The sequence below is a fragment of the Bacillus sp. AK124 genome, from assembly GCF_053903085.1.
Genome location: NZ_CP096378.1, coordinates 3,735,283 through 3,751,860 on the forward strand (window position 1 = coordinate 3,735,283; position 16,578 = coordinate 3,751,860).

The 16,578-nt window shown below is 46.4% G+C and carries 19 protein-coding genes; 2 read left to right on the plus strand and 17 right to left on the minus strand.

All coding sequences use genetic code 11. The features are described from left to right. Positions 1–118 precede the first annotated feature (118 nt). Positions 119–676, plus strand: a complete 558-nt coding sequence (locus M1E06_RS18770) for a TetR/AcrR family transcriptional regulator (protein WP_020450267.1) — start codon at positions 119–121, stop codon at positions 674–676. Positions 677–717: 41 nt separating this feature from the next. Here M1E06_RS18770 and M1E06_RS18775 read toward each other — a convergent pair whose 3' ends face one another. The 13 genes from M1E06_RS18775 to M1E06_RS18835 form a co-directional block, all read right to left on the minus strand. Next, positions 718–2,880, minus strand: coding sequence for a Tex family protein (locus M1E06_RS18775; protein ID WP_035337153.1), 2,163 nt, complete (start codon positions 2,878–2,880; stop codon positions 718–720). 77 nt (positions 2,881–2,957) lie between these two features. Then, the gene (locus M1E06_RS18780; protein WP_035337155.1) at positions 2,958–3,557 is read right to left on the minus strand and encodes a PP2C family serine/threonine-protein phosphatase; all 600 of its coding nucleotides are present in this window, start codon (positions 3,555–3,557) and stop codon (positions 2,958–2,960) included. Beyond that, entirely contained in the window at positions 3,554–4,345 is a 792-nt protein-coding gene (gene sigB, locus M1E06_RS18785; protein WP_023857858.1) for an RNA polymerase sigma factor SigB, read from the minus strand. Before sigB ends, M1E06_RS18780 begins: the two co-directional genes overlap by 4 nt. After that, complete coding sequence (gene rsbW, locus M1E06_RS18790; protein WP_020450263.1) at positions 4,311–4,793, minus strand: anti-sigma B factor RsbW; 483 nt, start codon at positions 4,791–4,793, stop codon at positions 4,311–4,313. The genes sigB and rsbW overlap by 35 nt, the downstream gene beginning before the upstream one ends. Continuing rightward, complete coding sequence (locus M1E06_RS18795; RefSeq protein WP_020450262.1) at positions 4,793–5,119, minus strand: anti-sigma factor antagonist; 327 nt, start codon at positions 5,117–5,119, stop codon at positions 4,793–4,795. The genes rsbW and M1E06_RS18795 overlap by 1 nt, the downstream gene beginning before the upstream one ends. A gap of 58 nt (positions 5,120–5,177) precedes the next feature. Next, positions 5,178–6,185, minus strand: coding sequence for a PP2C family protein-serine/threonine phosphatase (locus tag M1E06_RS18800; RefSeq protein WP_020450261.1), 1,008 nt, complete (start codon positions 6,183–6,185; stop codon positions 5,178–5,180). Between the two features lie 10 nt (positions 6,186–6,195). Next, entirely contained in the window at positions 6,196–6,597 is a 402-nt protein-coding gene (locus M1E06_RS18805; RefSeq protein ID WP_009330126.1) for an anti-sigma regulatory factor, read from the minus strand. A 2-nt stretch (positions 6,598–6,599) separates the two neighbouring features. Next, the gene (locus M1E06_RS18810) at positions 6,600–6,965 is read right to left on the minus strand and encodes an STAS domain-containing protein (protein ID WP_031305225.1); all 366 of its coding nucleotides are present in this window, start codon (positions 6,963–6,965) and stop codon (positions 6,600–6,602) included. 3 nt (positions 6,966–6,968) lie between these two features. Next, a complete protein-coding gene (locus tag M1E06_RS18815; RefSeq protein WP_023857863.1) occupies positions 6,969–7,796 on the minus strand; it encodes an RsbT co-antagonist protein RsbRA in 828 nt (275 codons plus the stop codon). Between the two features lie 117 nt (positions 7,797–7,913). Then, the gene (ndoA, locus tag M1E06_RS18820) at positions 7,914–8,264 is read right to left on the minus strand and encodes a type II toxin-antitoxin system endoribonuclease NdoA (RefSeq protein ID WP_003179128.1); all 351 of its coding nucleotides are present in this window, start codon (positions 8,262–8,264) and stop codon (positions 7,914–7,916) included. A 4-nt stretch (positions 8,265–8,268) separates the two neighbouring features. Further along, positions 8,269–8,550 carry a CopG family ribbon-helix-helix protein gene (locus M1E06_RS18825; RefSeq protein ID WP_006638778.1) on the minus strand — a complete coding sequence of 94 codons (282 nt, stop codon included), beginning with the start codon at positions 8,548–8,550 and terminating at the stop codon, positions 8,269–8,271. Between the two features lie 111 nt (positions 8,551–8,661). Further along, a complete protein-coding gene (gene alr, locus M1E06_RS18830; protein WP_023857864.1) occupies positions 8,662–9,831 on the minus strand; it encodes an alanine racemase in 1,170 nt (389 codons plus the stop codon). A 224-nt stretch (positions 9,832–10,055) separates the two neighbouring features. Then, a complete protein-coding gene (locus tag M1E06_RS18835; protein ID WP_164468292.1) occupies positions 10,056–11,015 on the minus strand; it encodes a LolA family protein in 960 nt (319 codons plus the stop codon). Between the two features lie 343 nt (positions 11,016–11,358). Here M1E06_RS18835 and M1E06_RS18840 point away from each other — a divergent pair, with 343 nt between their 5' ends. Further along, positions 11,359–11,958, plus strand: a complete 600-nt coding sequence (locus M1E06_RS18840) for a rhomboid family intramembrane serine protease (RefSeq protein ID WP_023857867.1) — start codon at positions 11,359–11,361, stop codon at positions 11,956–11,958. On the opposite strand, the gene M1E06_RS18845 is transcribed toward M1E06_RS18840, so the two are convergent. The 4 genes from M1E06_RS18845 to M1E06_RS18860 form a co-directional block, all read right to left on the minus strand. Continuing rightward, positions 11,955–13,439, minus strand: a complete 1,485-nt coding sequence (locus tag M1E06_RS18845) for a PH domain-containing protein (RefSeq protein ID WP_035337157.1) — start codon at positions 13,437–13,439, stop codon at positions 11,955–11,957. The genes M1E06_RS18840 and M1E06_RS18845 overlap by 4 nt on opposite strands. Then, on the minus strand, positions 13,429–13,908 hold the full coding sequence (locus tag M1E06_RS18850; RefSeq protein ID WP_035337159.1) for a PH domain-containing protein: 480 nt from the start codon (positions 13,906–13,908) through the stop codon (positions 13,429–13,431). Before M1E06_RS18850 ends, M1E06_RS18845 begins: the two co-directional genes overlap by 11 nt. A gap of 112 nt (positions 13,909–14,020) precedes the next feature. After that, positions 14,021–15,484: a degradosome RNA helicase CshA gene (cshA, locus tag M1E06_RS18855; RefSeq protein WP_023857870.1), complete on the minus strand. Its 1,464-nt coding sequence runs from the start codon at positions 15,482–15,484 to the stop codon at positions 14,021–14,023. Positions 15,485–15,830: 346 nt separating this feature from the next. Beyond that, positions 15,831–16,541 carry an alpha/beta hydrolase gene (locus M1E06_RS18860; protein WP_023857871.1) on the minus strand — a complete coding sequence of 237 codons (711 nt, stop codon included), beginning with the start codon at positions 16,539–16,541 and terminating at the stop codon, positions 15,831–15,833. Between the last annotated feature and the right edge of the window lie 37 nt (positions 16,542–16,578).

The window sequence follows — 16,578 nt, forward strand, 5'->3', positions numbered from 1 at the left end:
TAATAAACACATGTTCATTATAATTTGAAGCAAAAGCGATGTTCAATCGGCAATCGTGATTGAGCTGTTCACTAATGAACAACACATGAAAATTTGTCTATAAACGGAGGGCAAAACGATGGAGGACAGAAGATCAATCAAGACGAAAAGAGCGATAAAAGAGGCTTTTTTAAAACTGCTCCATGAGAAAGAAATCAATAAAATCACCGTTTCTGATTTATCGAGGCGCGCGGATTTAGGACGCGGAACCTTTTATCTTCATTATAAAGATATTTTTGACTTGTATGAACAAATAGAAAATGAATTGTTTGATCAGCTGGGGAGATTTTACGATGATTATTTTCCGAGCGAAGATCCGCACAATTTGCTCACCTTCATCGAAAAAACGACCGAATATATTTATCAAAACGCTGCGATTTTCACTTTATTGACGAAACCGAAAGGAAACATTTTGACCATCAATAAATTTAAAGACTTTTTCCAGAGGAAAATTTTTGAAGAATTGAGCATGATAGAGCAATCGGAAAACGAGGTTACATGCGATGAAATGGAAATATCATTTGTCGTCTCAGGAGTAGTCGGCGTTTTGGAGGAATGGATCAATGAAGGGATGGTTCAGACGCCGGCTCATGTGGCTGGCGTCATCCACCGCATTCTGTTAAAAATCGGAGTGTAAAAGATCAGCCCGCCGGAGAAACAAAGCTCCGGCAAGCTGGACTATCGATCCCTCACCATTGATAAGGATACCCTTCCTTTTGCAGCATCGACATCTTCCACCCATACGGTAACAATGTCCCCGACCGATACCACGTCAAGCGGATGCTTGACGAAGGAATGGCTGAGCTTGGAAATGTGGACGAGCCCGTCCTGTTTCACGCCGATGTCGACAAATGCCCCGAAGTCAACGACGTTCCGCACTGTCCCCTGCAGTTCCATCCCTTCTTTTAAGTCCTCCAATTGAAGCACATCGGTTTTTAAGAGCGGTTTAGGGACTTCATCCCTCGGATCGCGCTCAGGCCTTGTCAGCTGGGCGCAAATGTCTTTCAGAGTGATTTCCCCGATTCCAAGCTGTTCTGCTGCTTCGGAAATATTCAGTTCGTTGATTTTGTCCTGAAGCTCTCTTGTACCGATGTCGGCTGTTGATAGGCCGAGCTTTTTCAGAAGCTCTCTCGTCTCCTTATAGCTCTCAGGGTGGATGCCTGTGCGGTCGAGCGGTTCACCGCCGTCAGGCACCCTTAAAAAGCCGATGCATTGCTCATACGTTTTCGCGCCCAGGCGTGGAATGTCTTTCAGCTCTTTCCTGCTCGTGAATTTTCCGATTTCATCCCGCTTTTTGACGATGTTGGCCGCGACTGTTTTCGATAGTCCGGCTACATATTGCAAGAGCGCGGCTGACGCCGTATTCACGTTGACGCCGACTTTGTTGACGACGGTTTCCACCACGAAGCGGAGCGAGTCGTTTAGTTTTTTCTGGCTGACATCGTGCTGGTACTGGCCGACACCGACCGATTTGGGATCGATTTTGACAAGTTCGGCGAGCGGGTCCTGGAGTCTGCGTGCGATCGACACGGCGCTCCGTTCTTCAACCTGCAGATCCGGGAATTCTTCCCTCGCAAGCTCTGATGCCGAGTAGACGCTGGCTCCCGCTTCATTGACAATCAGATAGTACACCTTTCTGTCGATGTCCTTCAAAAGATCGGCGATAAATTGTTCCGTCTCTCTTGATGCCGTTCCGTTCCCGATGGCGATGACCTCAATTTGAAAATCTTCGATGATGCGTTTCACTTTTTCAATGGCCGCGCTTTTTTTATTGACGGGAGGGTGCGGATATATGACATCGATCTTGAGCATCTTTCCCGTCTCATCGACAACTGCAAGCTTGCAGCCCGTGCGGAATGCCGGATCGACGCCGAGAACGAGCTTCCCTTTCATCGGCGGCTGCAGCAGCAGCTTGCGCAGATTCTCGGCAAAAATGTGAATCGCTTGATCTTCCGCCTTTTCCGTCAATTCTTTTCTGATTTCTCTTTCGATGGACGGCTGAATGAGGCGCTTATAGCCGTCTTCGATTGCGCTTTTCAGCACATCTTGAGCACTTGTTTGCTTGTGTTGTAAAATTCGTTTTTCCAAGTAAGCTTGAATGCGGTCTGCCGGCGGCTCGACCGACACTCTCAAAATCTCCTCTTTTTCGCCGCGGTTAACCGCAAGCACGCGATGAGGAACGATTTTTTGAATCGGCTCTTCATATTCATAATACATTTCATAGATTTTCTTCTCATCGGCTTCGGCGTCTTTCACCGCGGATTTCAGCGTTCCTCTTTTAAAAGTCTCCTGCCGGATCCACTTTCTGTATTCCGGTTCGTCTGAGATCCGTTCAGCCAGTATGTTTTTTGCTCCTTCAAGCGCTTCTTCGGCGCTCATGACTTCCTTTTCTTCATTTATGTACTTGCGTGCTTCGGCTATTACGTCTTCGTTGCGCGGGAGCGCGATGATGAAATCAGCCAAAGGTTCAAGGCCTTTGCTTTTGGCGATCGTCGCCTTCGTTTTTCGTTTTTGTTTAAATGGTCTGTATAAGTCTTCAACTTCCTGGAGCTTGTCCGCTTTTTCGATATCGAGCTTCAGCTGTCCGGTCAGCTTACCCTGTTCGTCGATCAGCCGAATGACTTCGTCTTTCCGCTGATTTAAATGCTGGATGTATCCCCAGCGTTCGGAGATTGTTTGAATTTGGACTTCATCCATGGAGCCCGTTTGTTCTTTGCGGTATCTCGCGATAAAGGGAACGGTGTTTCCGTCCTCTAACAATTGAATGACACTCTCGACATGCTTTGACGCAAGCTCTGTTTCTTTTGCGATTTGTTTGACGATTAACGCTAAAGTATCCATTGTAGCCTCCAAAAGAATGTTGTCTTCTTAGTGTACCAAAACAAACAGAAAAACACCTATATCAAAGGGCAGCTTCTTTAAAAAAGCTGTCCGATGATATAGGTGAGATCGTCTTTTCCCATTAGTGTGTATGATTCTAGCTGATTCGATATATCTCCAGGTGTGTGGTGCTGTTTTAAATAAGACCGGAGAGCGGGTACTTCCAATCCGTCTGAATACATGATGAATCTTGACCCTTTTTCATACGTGTAGGTGAATGTTTTGTATGTTTGCGGCTTTCCCGACATGTATCCCGTCACAGGGAGAGGGTGGATATATTTGTCCGAAGGAGCGTACAAGATAAAGCGGATATTGCCTACAGAGCTGTAAGCAATCGTTCTTGTTCGAAAATCGGCTTTTAAAATCGCCACAGTTGCGCCGCGCTTATGTTTCAGCTCTTGATTGCACCGTTCCATCAAGCTTGCGACTTCTTCATGACCGTGCTCTTCGACAACTTCGCTGATAACCGCGGAGGATTCTTGTGCCATCGCACCGCTGCCAAGCCCGTCGGCCAGCGCGCACACCATAGTTTCGTCAGTCGCATGGAAATAAAAACTGTCTCCGCAGACGGCTTTTCCTTCTTTAGGAAGCTGATAAACAAGCGCTTGCATATGTTCATTCGACTCAGTCCAAATCATGGTTTAAGCTCCATAAACGGATCTTCAGCCAACGCTTCCCGCAGCTTTTTGACAGCTTTGCGCTGCAGACGTGAGACGTGCATTTGCGATATGCCCAGCATGTCACCGGTTTCTTTTTGGCTTTTGTTTTGAATGTAAGTCAGCTCAATGATTTGCTTTTCGCGGTCGGACAGTACGTGCAATACGCTTTCAAGCATCAGCTTTTGGTTCACCTTTTCATAGCCTTCCTCCTGCGAGCCGACGATGTCGAGGATCGTCACCGTGCTGCCGTCTGCATCCGCTTCAATGCTGTGGTCGACGGAAAGCGCCTGATAGCTTTTGCCCATCTCCATTGTTTCCAGCACTTCTTCTTCTGTGACGTCAAGAAACTCGGCAATCTCATCGACTTTTGGGGACCTTTGCGTTTCATTCGTTAAATGATCCACCGCCATTTTAATTCTCGGCCCGAGCTCCTTGATCCTTCTCGGAACGTGGACGCTCCAGGTTTTATCACGGAGAAACCGTTTGATTTCTCCGATAATGGTCGGAATCGCAAACGCTTCAAACGATTTTCCCACATCGGGATCATAGCGTTTGATGGCTCCAAGCAATCCGAGCATCCCAACCTGGCATAAATCTTCATGAAAGCTTTTTCCTTTTGAGTATTTTTTGGCGAGTGTTTCCACCAGATTTTTATATGTTTGAACAAGGGTCAGCTGAGCGTCTTCATCCTGGCTATCCTGATATTTTTTGATCAGCGTGTCGACTTCGGTTTTAGTTAGTTTCGTAGTTTTGGACGGTTGTGCCATCATCAACTCGCTCCCTGTTTAAGAACTTTGTCATCGAGACGGTTACGCCTGAGTCAATCTGGACACGCACTTCATCCATGAGCGTCTCCATTAAATATAAACCGAGCCCTCCTTCTGACAATTGATCTACCGTATGTTCAGGGGAATATGGCCCCAGCCCTTTCTGTTTATCGTGAATGTCAAAACTGTCTCCCTGATCTGCGACGATGATTTCGAGGCGGTCTTCAAACACGCCGAATCTGACGGAGACCTCTCCAGTTTTGTCTGCTTTATAAGCATGCTGCACAGCGTTTGTGCACGCTTCGCTGACCGCAATTTTCAAATCTTCGATGTCATCATAAGAATACCCCATCTTGCTTGCAATCCCCGACAGGGTTAAACGAATGATTCCTACGTATTCAGGTTTGGCAGGTGACTTCATTTCAATGTAATCAGCTGCTCTCTTCATTATAATCCACCCTCTGACTTTCCAGAAATATCAATGATGTCCTTTAAGCCTGTAATATCAAACAAACGGATCAAACGCTCTGACAGATTTTCAAGCACTAAAGAACCCCCAGTTCTGTTTACCGCTTTGTAAATGCCGACAAATACACCCAGCCCTGTACTGTCCATATATGAAACGTCTTTCAGAGAAACTTTGAGATCTTTTCCTTCTTCCGCGAGCGGCATCAGCTCATCCCGCAATGCCGGGGCCGTATGCACATCAATTTCGCCCGCCACTTTTACTTCTATCACATGATCATTTTTTTTCGTATCAACTGCCAAATTCACAATATCACCTCTGGTTCTCTTAATGAGCTACTGGTTTATTACCCAGCGAAGAGAAACTTTAAACCTTTCTTTTGAAAACAATGAGAGTAAAATCGTCATGAAGCTGAAAATCCTGAAGCTTGAGCAGATGTTCGTATATACAGTCAACCATTTGCTGAGCCGGTTTCTCCATATGTACAGTGATCAGGTTCTGCAAGTCAGACCGCTCCAAAAATCCGCTGTCTGTCCGGCATTCGGTTACACCATCTGAAAAAAGAACGATCATATCGCCAATATCCAGTTTTTGCTCGTACTGCTCATAGTCGTATTGTGATGAAATGCCAAGAACGAGGCCTTTTGCGTTTAAATCGTAAAATTTATTTTCCCTGCAAGAATAATAAAAGCCAGGTTCATGACCGGCAGATGAAAACGTAAATAGGTGTTTTTGGAGATGATAATTGCCATAAAACATTGTAATAAACATGCTAGGGTCCACATTTTGTTCGACGACCCTGTTCAGGTTTTTCAGCACCTGTGAAGGAGACGTGCCCGAATCCGGCAGAGAGTCCATCGCATATTTGATCATCGACATGCATAACGCGGCCGGTATTCCTTTTCCGATCACATCTGCAATGGCGATGTTAATCGATTCCTTGTCCCGTACAAAATGATAATAATCACCGCTCATTTGCTTAGCCGGAACACTGACCGCTCCGATTTCAAGCGCTTCAACTTTCGGGATCTTCGTCTCGAGCAGCGTTTGCTGGACATTTGCGGCAATTTCGATTTCCGATTTAATTTCCTGCTGAATTCCTCTTAATGTCTGATGTTCTTGATAGGCCAAACCGTATCCAATCATCACTTCAATTAAAAAATCGAGAGAATGGAACACATGGTCCGGAAGATCCGGATATAATTCAGACAGAACTTTTCGGTGTATGCTGATAATCTCTTCCGGCGGCACTTGATGTTCAATCGTTTTTCTGCTGAATTTCTGCCCCTGATAAAGGGATGTCTCTGTTAATTCAGATATATAACGGCTAAGCAGCTGTCGATAGCGCTGCTCAATCACTTCCCTGAAATCCATTCCTTCCCTCCTACCGCAGCCACTTTATGGCTTGTATATCCGTTCCATTTTCCGCGTCCGAATGCAATTCAAATTGGTCCATCAGACGCTTGACTCCCGGCAGGCCCGCTCCGAGACCGCCTGAGGTTGAAAAACCGTCTTCCATCACTTTTTTGATGTCAGCGATTCCCGGCCCCTCATCCTCCGCTACGATTTTCAACCCCTTTTTTCCTTCTTCCTGAACCTGTTCGATGCAGATTCGGCCTTTTCCGGCATACAAATAAATATTACGCGCCAGCTCTGAGATGGCTGTTGTGATTCTGGCCTGGTCCACTGTGCCGAACCCCAGTTCTTTTGCGACATTTCGCCCGAGCTGTCTGGCGGCCACTATGTCCCATTCTGTCAAAATCTTCACACAGGATTGGTCTGCCATATTTATTCCCCCAATTCCCGCTGCAATGTCTCGAGCCCCTTTTCGAGATCGAGCGCCGTCTCGATCTCATCCAAAGAAATGCCGAGTTCAATCAATGTCACCGCAACAGCCGGCTGGATGCCAGTCAGAACGACTTTGGCGCCCATCAGTTTTGACATTGTAATAACATCGCCAAGTACTTTGGCGATGAATGAATCGATGATGTCCACCGAAGTCAGATCGATCACCACTCCGTTCGAACCGGTTTCATATATTTTGTTCAGCAGGTCCTCTTGAAATTTCAGAGCGGTTTGGTCATCGAGCTCCACTTGAATGGATACCAATAAACAGTTATATAGCTTCAAAATTGGAATGTTAGGTATCCTCAAAACTTATTCCTCCAATGAAACAATTTTTCGGTCTGTCATTTCTAATGCGGTTTGAATTCCTTTTTGCAGGGTATTTTTTGTAATAACCTGAGTTAAATCGATTCCCAAATTCACAATCGTCTGCGCGATTTCCGGGCGGATTCCAACGAGCAGGCATTTTGCGCCGACCAGTCTGACAGCTTCGGAAGCCTGCATGATGTGGTGTGCGACCATCGTATCGACGACAGGCACGCCCGTAATGTCAATGAGGACGACTTCGGACCGGTGTTTGACGACGCCGCTCAACAGGTTTTCCATAATCTTTTTGGCCCGCTCTGTGTCGATCGTGCCGACGAGAGGCATCACCGTAATATTTTCAAAAACCGGGATCAGCGGCGCCGAGAGCTCCTGTAATGCGACCTTTTGAAGAGCGACGGTTTTCTCCCAGGAGATCGCATACTGATTCAAGATTTCGCTGTTGATCGGTTCGATAAATTTATCGATTTCCCATATCAGATCATAGCATTGCTGATCTTCCGGGACGTCCTTGTTCATTTCATAGTACAGGTGCTTCCAAAAAGCTGATAATCCCGACGACAGAAGCTTCAGCGGAACGCCGAGCTGTACGGCTTTTGAAGAAAACTGGTAGATGGTGTCGATCGATTTTTCATTCCCGTCCCCGGACTCATTCATAAGGATATGAATGTATTCATTGCTGATCGTCTCATACATGTGTTCAGTCAGCTTCACGTTTGTCATGTTGCTGTTTAGGTCTTTCAGAATATCCGCCAAATTCACGGCGAGTACATTTTGGTTCTCCGAGATAAATTTTAACACTGCTTGATTCGACATGTTCATCCCCCTAACTACATCTGATAACATTTTTTGGACTAACAGTTCCATTATATCGTTTGTTATTTTTGAACACAAAAAAAGTTGCTCTTTCGCCTCGAGCAACTTTCATTAATATTAAAAATCAATGAGTGCCAAACTGATTTGTAAGGCTTCGTTGACCTTTTCCATCATTTCATCATCGAGATGGGTGATTTTGTCCGTTAATCTTTGCTTGTCAATCGTCCGAATTTGTTCGAGCAATATAACGGAATCTCTTTCAAAACCGTAGCGTTTCGCATCAATTTCGACGTGGGTAGGTAATTTTGCTTTCTGTATTTGGGCTGTTATGGCTGCAACAATAGCAGTTGGGCTGAAGCGATTGCCGATGTTGTTTTGAATCACTAAAACCGGGCGCACCCCGCCTTGTTCTGAGCCAACAACAGGAGATAGGTCAGCAAAATAAACATCGCCGCGTTTAACAATCAAATGATTATCCTCCGCTTACTAAGCGCTCTACTGTGTTTTCAGCCTCATACTCTGCAAATTGAGCCTCAGAAGAGATGTTCAAATTAATCTTGGCCATCTCCATATAACCGCGTCTCATCGATTCCCGAATTTGTCGATTTTTGCGCTCGCGCAAATACATTTTTGTGGCTTGGTAAATCAGTTCATTTCTGCTCCCGTTATCTTGCATGACGACACCATCCAGTTCTGATACTAAAGCTTCTGGCAAGCGAATCAATATTTCAGTTGTTGCGCTGGATTCAGACAAAAACATACACCTCCACCAAACTTACGGATACAACACTCTATCCATTCCATCCATAATGATATCATTATTCTTTTCGCAAGCAAAGTTGTTTTTCCGCTAATTCATCAATTTTCAGGATTGATCAGGCAAGATCGGATTCCTTATTTCCATTATACTCCCATTTTCCAAAAACATACGGGGCACCCTTGAACTTATCATACAGGTAATTTCATAATTGATCGTCTGCAAATGTTGGGCGATTTCGTCGACTGAAATCCATTCGTCTTTTTGCTTCCCGATCAAGGTAACCTTTGTGCCGACAGGGTATTCTTCGGCGAGGGAAATCATGAACTGGTCCATGCAGATTCTCCCTGCTATTTTTTGGCGTTTTCCGTCGATCAGCACTTCCGTCCCGGCCAGGCGCCTCAGCCATCCATCAGCATACCCGACGGGAACTGTCCCGATCCATTCGTCGCGTTTGGCCGTATATGTCGCCCCGTAGCTGACGCTCTCGCCTTTTTTAATTTTTTTCACATGGGTGAGTTCGGTATGAAGCGAAAACACTTCCCGCAGACGAAACGGCAGCTCGTCTTTTATTTCGGTTGACGGCGCCAAACCGTACATGCCGATGCCGAAGCGGACGGCATTAAAGAGCTGTTCCCTGAAGCGCAGACCCGCGGCGCTGTTTGACGAATGCACCATTAAACGGTCAAGCGGGAGAGGGCTGATCAATTCTTTAAAGCGGTCAAGCTGCATGTCGAAATAATCGGTGTCCTTTTCGTCCGCCGTCGCGAAATGAGTGAACACGCCCGTACAATTGAGTTTATCGCTCGATTCGGTCATCTCCATCATTTCTTTGATCTCTTCTTCCGTTTTGCAGCCAAGGCGGCCCATACCCGTGTCGATCTTCAAATGATATTCAAGAGGAGCTTCGGTCTCACCGAGAAAACCGAGCACGTCTTTCAGCCAGCCGGCTGAGTAGCCCGTCACGGTAATGCGCTTTTCCGCGGCAATGCCGGCATATTCGGGCGGCACTGCGCCGAGGACAAGAATCGGTTCTTCAATCCCCTGCGCTCTCAGCGAAAGCGCTTCATCCAGTAAAGCCACAGCAAGAATGGACGCCCCTTCTGCAAGAGCCGCCTTCGCTACCTGTGCATCCCCGTGTCCGTAGGCATTCGCTTTAACGACGGCCATCAAGTGGACATGCTCGCCGATGTGCCGCTTCATATTGCGCACGTTTTCTTTTAAAGCCGTTAAATCGATTTCGGCCCATGTCTTTCTATAGAATGGTTTTAAGCTCATCATGACACTTCCTGTTCCTTGTTTCAATCGTCCTTCCCATCATACTAAAAAGTTCGGAGAAAGGGAAATTTTGTACGGGAACAACTGCCCAGAACAAGAGAAAAATTGCTGGCACGCTATACATTTTACGGAAAAACTGTCGAAAACATACGCTTGCCCCGGAAATATAAAAACAGCCTGCTTTCCGCTTCCGGGCGGAAAACAGGCTGCTGGATAGGCACAGTCTATTTTGAAGACTGGCCTTGCATGCTTTTGGCAACCATCAGAAGTTCATCTTGAGAAAGGTCTTCTGATGAGATGAAATAGTCGACTCCGTCATAAGTCCATGACAACGATTTATCCGTCAGTGCGCCGACCGTGAAGCCGAGGTCAACCGGCTCTCCGTTCATGGACACAGAAGTAGATGTTTTGGCGACGCGGGCTTTTTCCTGAATCAATGTAAAGGACTTTTCACCGCCGTATGTGATGACGATTCGTTTGCCGTCTTCAGTCGCCATTTCTTTCTCCTCAAGCTTTTTCACGCCCTGAGGCACATCGAGCGGCGTTTTGACGGCGAAAGAGTCTGACACGTCCGCGCTTGTCGCTACGTCAATTTGAGACAGCGTCATATTTTTCTTTTCATCAAATGCGTCTTTATCGAGCGGCTTATCGAATTCAAAGCTTGTAAACTCAACCTTTACCATCGGTTTGCGGTCCGTGTCCATCACCTTAACCGATGAAGGAGCCATGTTTTTTTTATGGAAAACGATTTCCTGGGTCGGCAGCATCTGATTATGCTGATAATTCGTCTTCGTTTCAAAAATGTATTTTGAATCCTTTGCGGAAAAAGAAGCTTCCCCATCATTTTTGACATCTTTTACGAGCGATTCGAATAAGTATACTTGGCTGCTGTTATTAGGCCAGTCGCTGTGGAAGCGGAAGCTTTTATTCAGCGACGGAGTCAAAACAAACACGCCGTTTTCATTGCGCAAGATCACCTGGCTCTGGTCTTTTTTCGGGTTTTCCAAATAGACCCGGTAAAGAGAAGGTTTTTTATGCCAGATTTCCACATTGTACTCCTGCGGTTCATTTCCCGTTTCAATCGTCATTTTCGCTTTTGCCTTATAGGACGTGTATTCTTTTGCCTTCTTGTCGAGCCCCGTCACAACATCTTCTTGCGATTTTTGGCCGCAGGCAGAAAGCATAAGGATTACAAGCAGCCCCGTTAAAAGCAAAACAAAGCTTTTTCTCACCTTTTTTCAACCCCTTTTTAATCATTGATGTAAAAAGGAAGAAACCGCTTGTTCGACTTTAACGGTACGCCATAAGAACAGGGCCGGCTGTATCGGCGTGCGTACCATAAAAGCCTGCAACGACTCGTCTCCCTTATTGCACTACCCAATATATGAGCGTGTCTCAGACAATATGCAGACTAGCATGACAACCTTTCAAAATCATTTTTCTCCTCCGTACTAATCGCCGCTGCCTGTTCATAAACGTGTTACTATATATGTACGAGATCATTGTAAAGGGGCTTAAATCATAAGCATGTTTATCAGAACAGAAAATTTTCAGACGTTTATCAGGCTCTACCCGGTCACATCCGCCATACTGGCCCTGCAGCTTGCCATCTGGATTCTTTTTTTACTTCCGTTGACGGCCGTACAGATGTGGTCTGATTTATTGATTGGATTTAACTGGGGGATAGCCAATGGAGAATGGTGGAGGTTTGTGACACCGATCTTTATTCACGCCGGGTTCGGCCATCTGCTCTTTAATTCGATGTCGATCTTTTTATTTGCCCCCGGGCTGGAACGAATGCTCGGGAAACTCAAGTTTCTCATCGTTTATATTGGCACAGGAGTGATCGGCAATATCGGCACGTATTTCATCGAACCGCTGGAGTATATGCATGTCGGTGCTTCAGGAGCGATATTCGGATTGTTCGGTGTGTACCTGTACATCGTGCTGTTTAGAAAAGAGCTGATGGGAAGCGCCAATTCCCAAATCATCGTCACCATCCTCGCCATTTCGGTTTTGATGACGTTTGTCAACCAAAATATCAATATCATGGCGCACATCTTCGGACTGCTGGGCGGACTCGCTCTGGCTCCTCCGTTGTTAAATAAAAGAGTGAACGGCTTTTAACCGTTCACTCTTTTTTCATAAGAATACCATGCAAAAATATCGTCCGAATCTTTCTCCTCGACATCAGCCACCGAAAACTTCTCCATTAAAGCAGATGATTTTGTTGATGTATGGATCGAAACAAGCTGTCTTCTGCGCTGGAAATACGAGCGGCTGACTTCGAACACCTGCATGCGCCTGCGCTGAATGACAGCGGTTGTTCTGCCGATGAAGCGCGATGACATGATGATTTTGCTGCCGCTGATCTTCCAGCCGGCATCGCGGTATGATAAGTAGCCGATGATCCAGTAAAAAGGAATCAATACAGCGGACAAATAGCCCCACGGCGGAAACAGAATAGAAAGCGGAACGACGGCGAGGACCGGCCAGGATGAGCGCAGGATATAACGGCGCAGTGCGCGTTTCGGCAAGCGGTTCAAATCGTCTTCCGGCGCATAATCCGGAATGAGTTCTCCGAGGCGCTGTTTGATCATTTTTTTGCTGATAATCGGAAATAGGACGGCTGATTTATCTTCTTCCAAAACGTTTCCGCCTGCGCTGACGATCGTGACGGCTGCAAGTCCAAAAGGCTGCCTGATCAGACTCTCCTTAATTTTAATCGCTTGAATCCGCTGCAGCGGAATCGTGATTTGATGCTTTTCAATCAGCCCTCTGGAAATGACGATTTCTTTCTCTTTACGCACGACTGTAAAATTCGCGTATTTCAAAAGCATCCCGACAATGCTGAGAAGCCATGCAATGAAAAGGGCAACAAAAGCAGCTAAGGCGATGACAGTCGCTCCAGCGCTATTCAAAAAAGCAAAACGGTCATACAGCCAGTCCAAATCAAAGAAGTCGTCGACTTGAGTGAAAAAAGCGAATACCCCTGAAATAATGACGCCGATCCCGCTTGATGTTGACGCTGCAGTTAAAAGCTCCTGCCCGGTCATTTTGTACATCATTTGCGGTTCTTCCGCTGTTTCCTCCGCCTCTGCAGCAGTCTCTTCCTGCGGATCCGTGACATCGGCTCCAGTGCCTTCCACCGCTTTTTTCCTTTCGAAAAGCGCTTGCTGAATACGTTCGGCTTCTGCCTGGGTAATGGCGACCAAGGAAACTTCCGCTTCCGTTCCTCCGCTTGCCGTTTCGACTTGAAGCTTCACCAGCTTGAATATTTGCTGAATGAGGCCAGCGCTCGTGTTGATCGTTTGAATCCGTTCGATCGGAATATACCTTTTTTTCTTATTAATCAGGCCTTCCTCTATTCGCAATTCATCCTCTTCGATACGGTATGTAAATTTGCTCCACTTGATGATGCTCGTCACGACCAAAGCAATGAAAAACAGCACGGCCGCGGCGATCGCCAGCATTTTGACTGTGTGCGACTGATTTAAAAAAAGCACTACGCCAAATGGAATGATAAAGTTTTTAACGGTCTCAACAAGGCCTTTGATAAAGTTGAGAATGACGGCGGCGGGGTGCATGCGTCTCGGTTCAGACATCATCTTCAGTCACCCTTGCCAGCCTGGAAATGGAGTCCCTGAGCTGATCCGCCTCTTCAACATCCAGAGCGGGAATGGAATGGGTCGTCGCGGCTGTTGAAATTTGCACGGAGGCGAGATTATATTTTCTGAGGATGGGGCCCTGCGATGTATCAACATGCTGGACTCTGACCATCGGAACGATCACGCGGGTCACCACAAAGATGCCGTGCTGAATATCGATTTCGTTCTCATGGACTTCGTAGCGCCATATTCTGTGGCGGATATTCGGAATAATAATAATGATGACAAATGAAATCACCAGCCAAACGGCTGCTGACAAAATGCCGATCCATACCGGCCATTTAAATATCAACCCTGCGGCAACAAGGCCTGCTGCAGCCAGCATTAAAACGAATGATGTGATACAAGCTGTAATTCTCCAGACTTTTACGCCATCGCGGCTTATTTGATTTTTCGGCTCGCTTCTCAAAACTCGATTCCCCCAATCTAGTTCTATTTACGGTCTTAGGCTGAAAATGTTTCGGATAAAGACTTTCGTTTTTAAAAAAAGGCGAATCCGTAAAAAAGGATCCGCCTTTTGATTATGAATTATATGATTTTTTTTGGCGTCTGTCATTCGAAGAACGCTTTTTATCATAAGATGAACGATTGTTCTTTCCTCTGTAGCCGCCGCCGTCTCTGCGTTTTGATGAACGGGGGTGGTGACTTTTATTTCGCTTCGTTCTGAGCGGAGCCTCTTCCGTCAAACGGACAGGCGTGTTGTCCGGCTCTTTGGTCATCATTTTAATGGCAGCCGCAACAACTGTCACAGAATCATGGTCTTCCAATAATTCCGCTGCAGCCGTCATATAGAAGTTCAGGTTATTTTCCTCGATGATCGTCCGGAGGCGGTCAACCGTCACCTGCTGCTGTCCTTCAATCGCCTCATCTAGAGTCGGTGCTTTCATGCGGTCCATTTTGCGTTTTGTCGTCTGCTCGATGGCGCGGAGCATGTCTTTTTCGCGCGGTGTAATGAAGGTCATCGCCATTCCTGTTTTGCCTGCGCGTCCCGTTCTTCCGATGCGGTGAACATAGCTTTCAGGATCTTGCGGCACATCGAAGTTGTAGACGTGCGTTACCCCTGAAATATCAAGGCCACGCGCCGCAACGTCTGTCGCAACGAGCACTTCAATTGCGCCTTGCTTAAATTTCCGGAGTGCCACCATTCGCTTCGCCTGAGTCAAATCGCCGTGGATTCCTTCAGCTGTATAACCGCGCAGATTAAGCGCTTCTGTTAGTTCATCGACGCGGCGCTTTGTCCGGCCGAATACAATCGCCAGTTCAGGAGACTGGATGTCAAGAAGACGTGTCAGCGTATCAAACTTTTTGCGTTCATGTACTTCAAGGTAGAACTGCTGAATGTTTGATACTGTCATTTCCTTCGCTTTCACTTTCACGTGCTCCGGGTTGGTCATGAAACGTTCTGCAATCCGTTTAATCGGAGCAGGCATTGTTGCAGAAAACAGCAATGTTTGATGCTCAGCGGGCACATTGGAAAGGATGGATTCGATATCTTCGATGAATCCCATGTTCAGCATTTCATCCGCTTCATCAAGCACAACGGTGTTCACTGTTTGAAGACGCATTGTGCGGCGGTTGATATGGTCAAGCAAACGGCCAGGTGTTCCGACGATAATATGAGGATTTTTCTTAAGCGCGCGAATCTGGCGTCCGATATCCTGTCCACCGTAAATCGGCAGCACGCGAGCGCGTTTATCCTGTCCAATTTTATATAGCTCTTCAGAAACTTGAATGGCTAATTCACGAGTAGGTGCGATAACAATGGCTTGAATGTTAGGAGACTCGGGGTTGATTTTCTCAACAAGGGGGATGCCAAATGCAGCCGTTTTTCCTGTTCCCGTTTGCGCTTGTCCGATCACATCTTTATTTGCAAGGCCGAGCGGAATCGTTTGTGCCTGAATCGGTGTTGCCTCTTCAAATCCCATACGCTTGATCGCTTTTGTGAGATCAGAACTTAATTGAAAATCTTGAAACGTTATTGTCAATGTATTCAAACTCCTTCTGCTTACTGTTTCAGTAATCGTGTTTTATCAATAAAAACTGCCCTTTGTGCAAAGGACAGGTCCATACTTATGCAAAGCCCGAATTACTTTACATGTTATATTACCATTCCGTTATACGTTTTTCAACAAGATGAAAATGAGCAGTGTGCTCTCTCGCCGGTTCGGCAGCCATCTATAGACCTCTGGGACAACCGTCCGCGAAACGTCAAGCCCGCCTGTTGACGTCTTTTACACATTGTAACACAGGCTTGTGCGGCTTTCGACAGCATACACTCATTTTTCTCTGCCCGCATCCCCGATTATTTTTTGCAGATTGCCGTTCAATTATTTATTTTTTTATGGATTCAATCGGCGTTTTTTTGAGAAACGCCTCAACGGTTTGAAAGAGGACAGCGGAGTTTTCTTCAAGGCAGACATGGTGCTTGGATTCCGGCAAGAGGCACAGCTCTTTCTCTTCGGAAGGTATGGTTTCATAAAGATAATACGCGCTTGACAGCGGCACGATTGAATCGCATTCCCCCTGAACAATGAGCACAGGGATGCGGAGGTTTTTCAAAGCAGGCTTTGTCATCTTAACGAGCTTGCGAAACTGAAATGCTGAAGACACCGGGGTGCTTGTCAGCTTTTGTTTGTACCTTTTGTAAAGCAGATTATCCTCAAGCTTGCCTTGCAAAGAATCTTTGATCACATTCTTCAAATCCTGGATCAGCTGTCCCGGGCTGATGTACTGGGCAGCCGCGCTCAACAGGACAAGGCGGCTGACCGGATATTTTCCGGCTAAATAGGCGGCAATCATCCCGCCCATTGAAAATCCGATTAAAAATACCGTATCACACGTTTTCAACAAACGGACAAGCTCCACTTCTGCGCAAGCGATCCATTCCTGAAAACAGACGCCTTTTAAAACCGGCATCTCCCCGTGCCCGGGCAGCGTGATCATTTCGACTCGCCAATCGGCCGTTTGTTTTAAATGAGAAGCCAGCGGTTCCAATTCATACGGTGCTCCGGTAAATCCGTGAATGCATAAACATCCTATCATGACCATTCACCCGTTTTCTTTTACTGATGATCACATA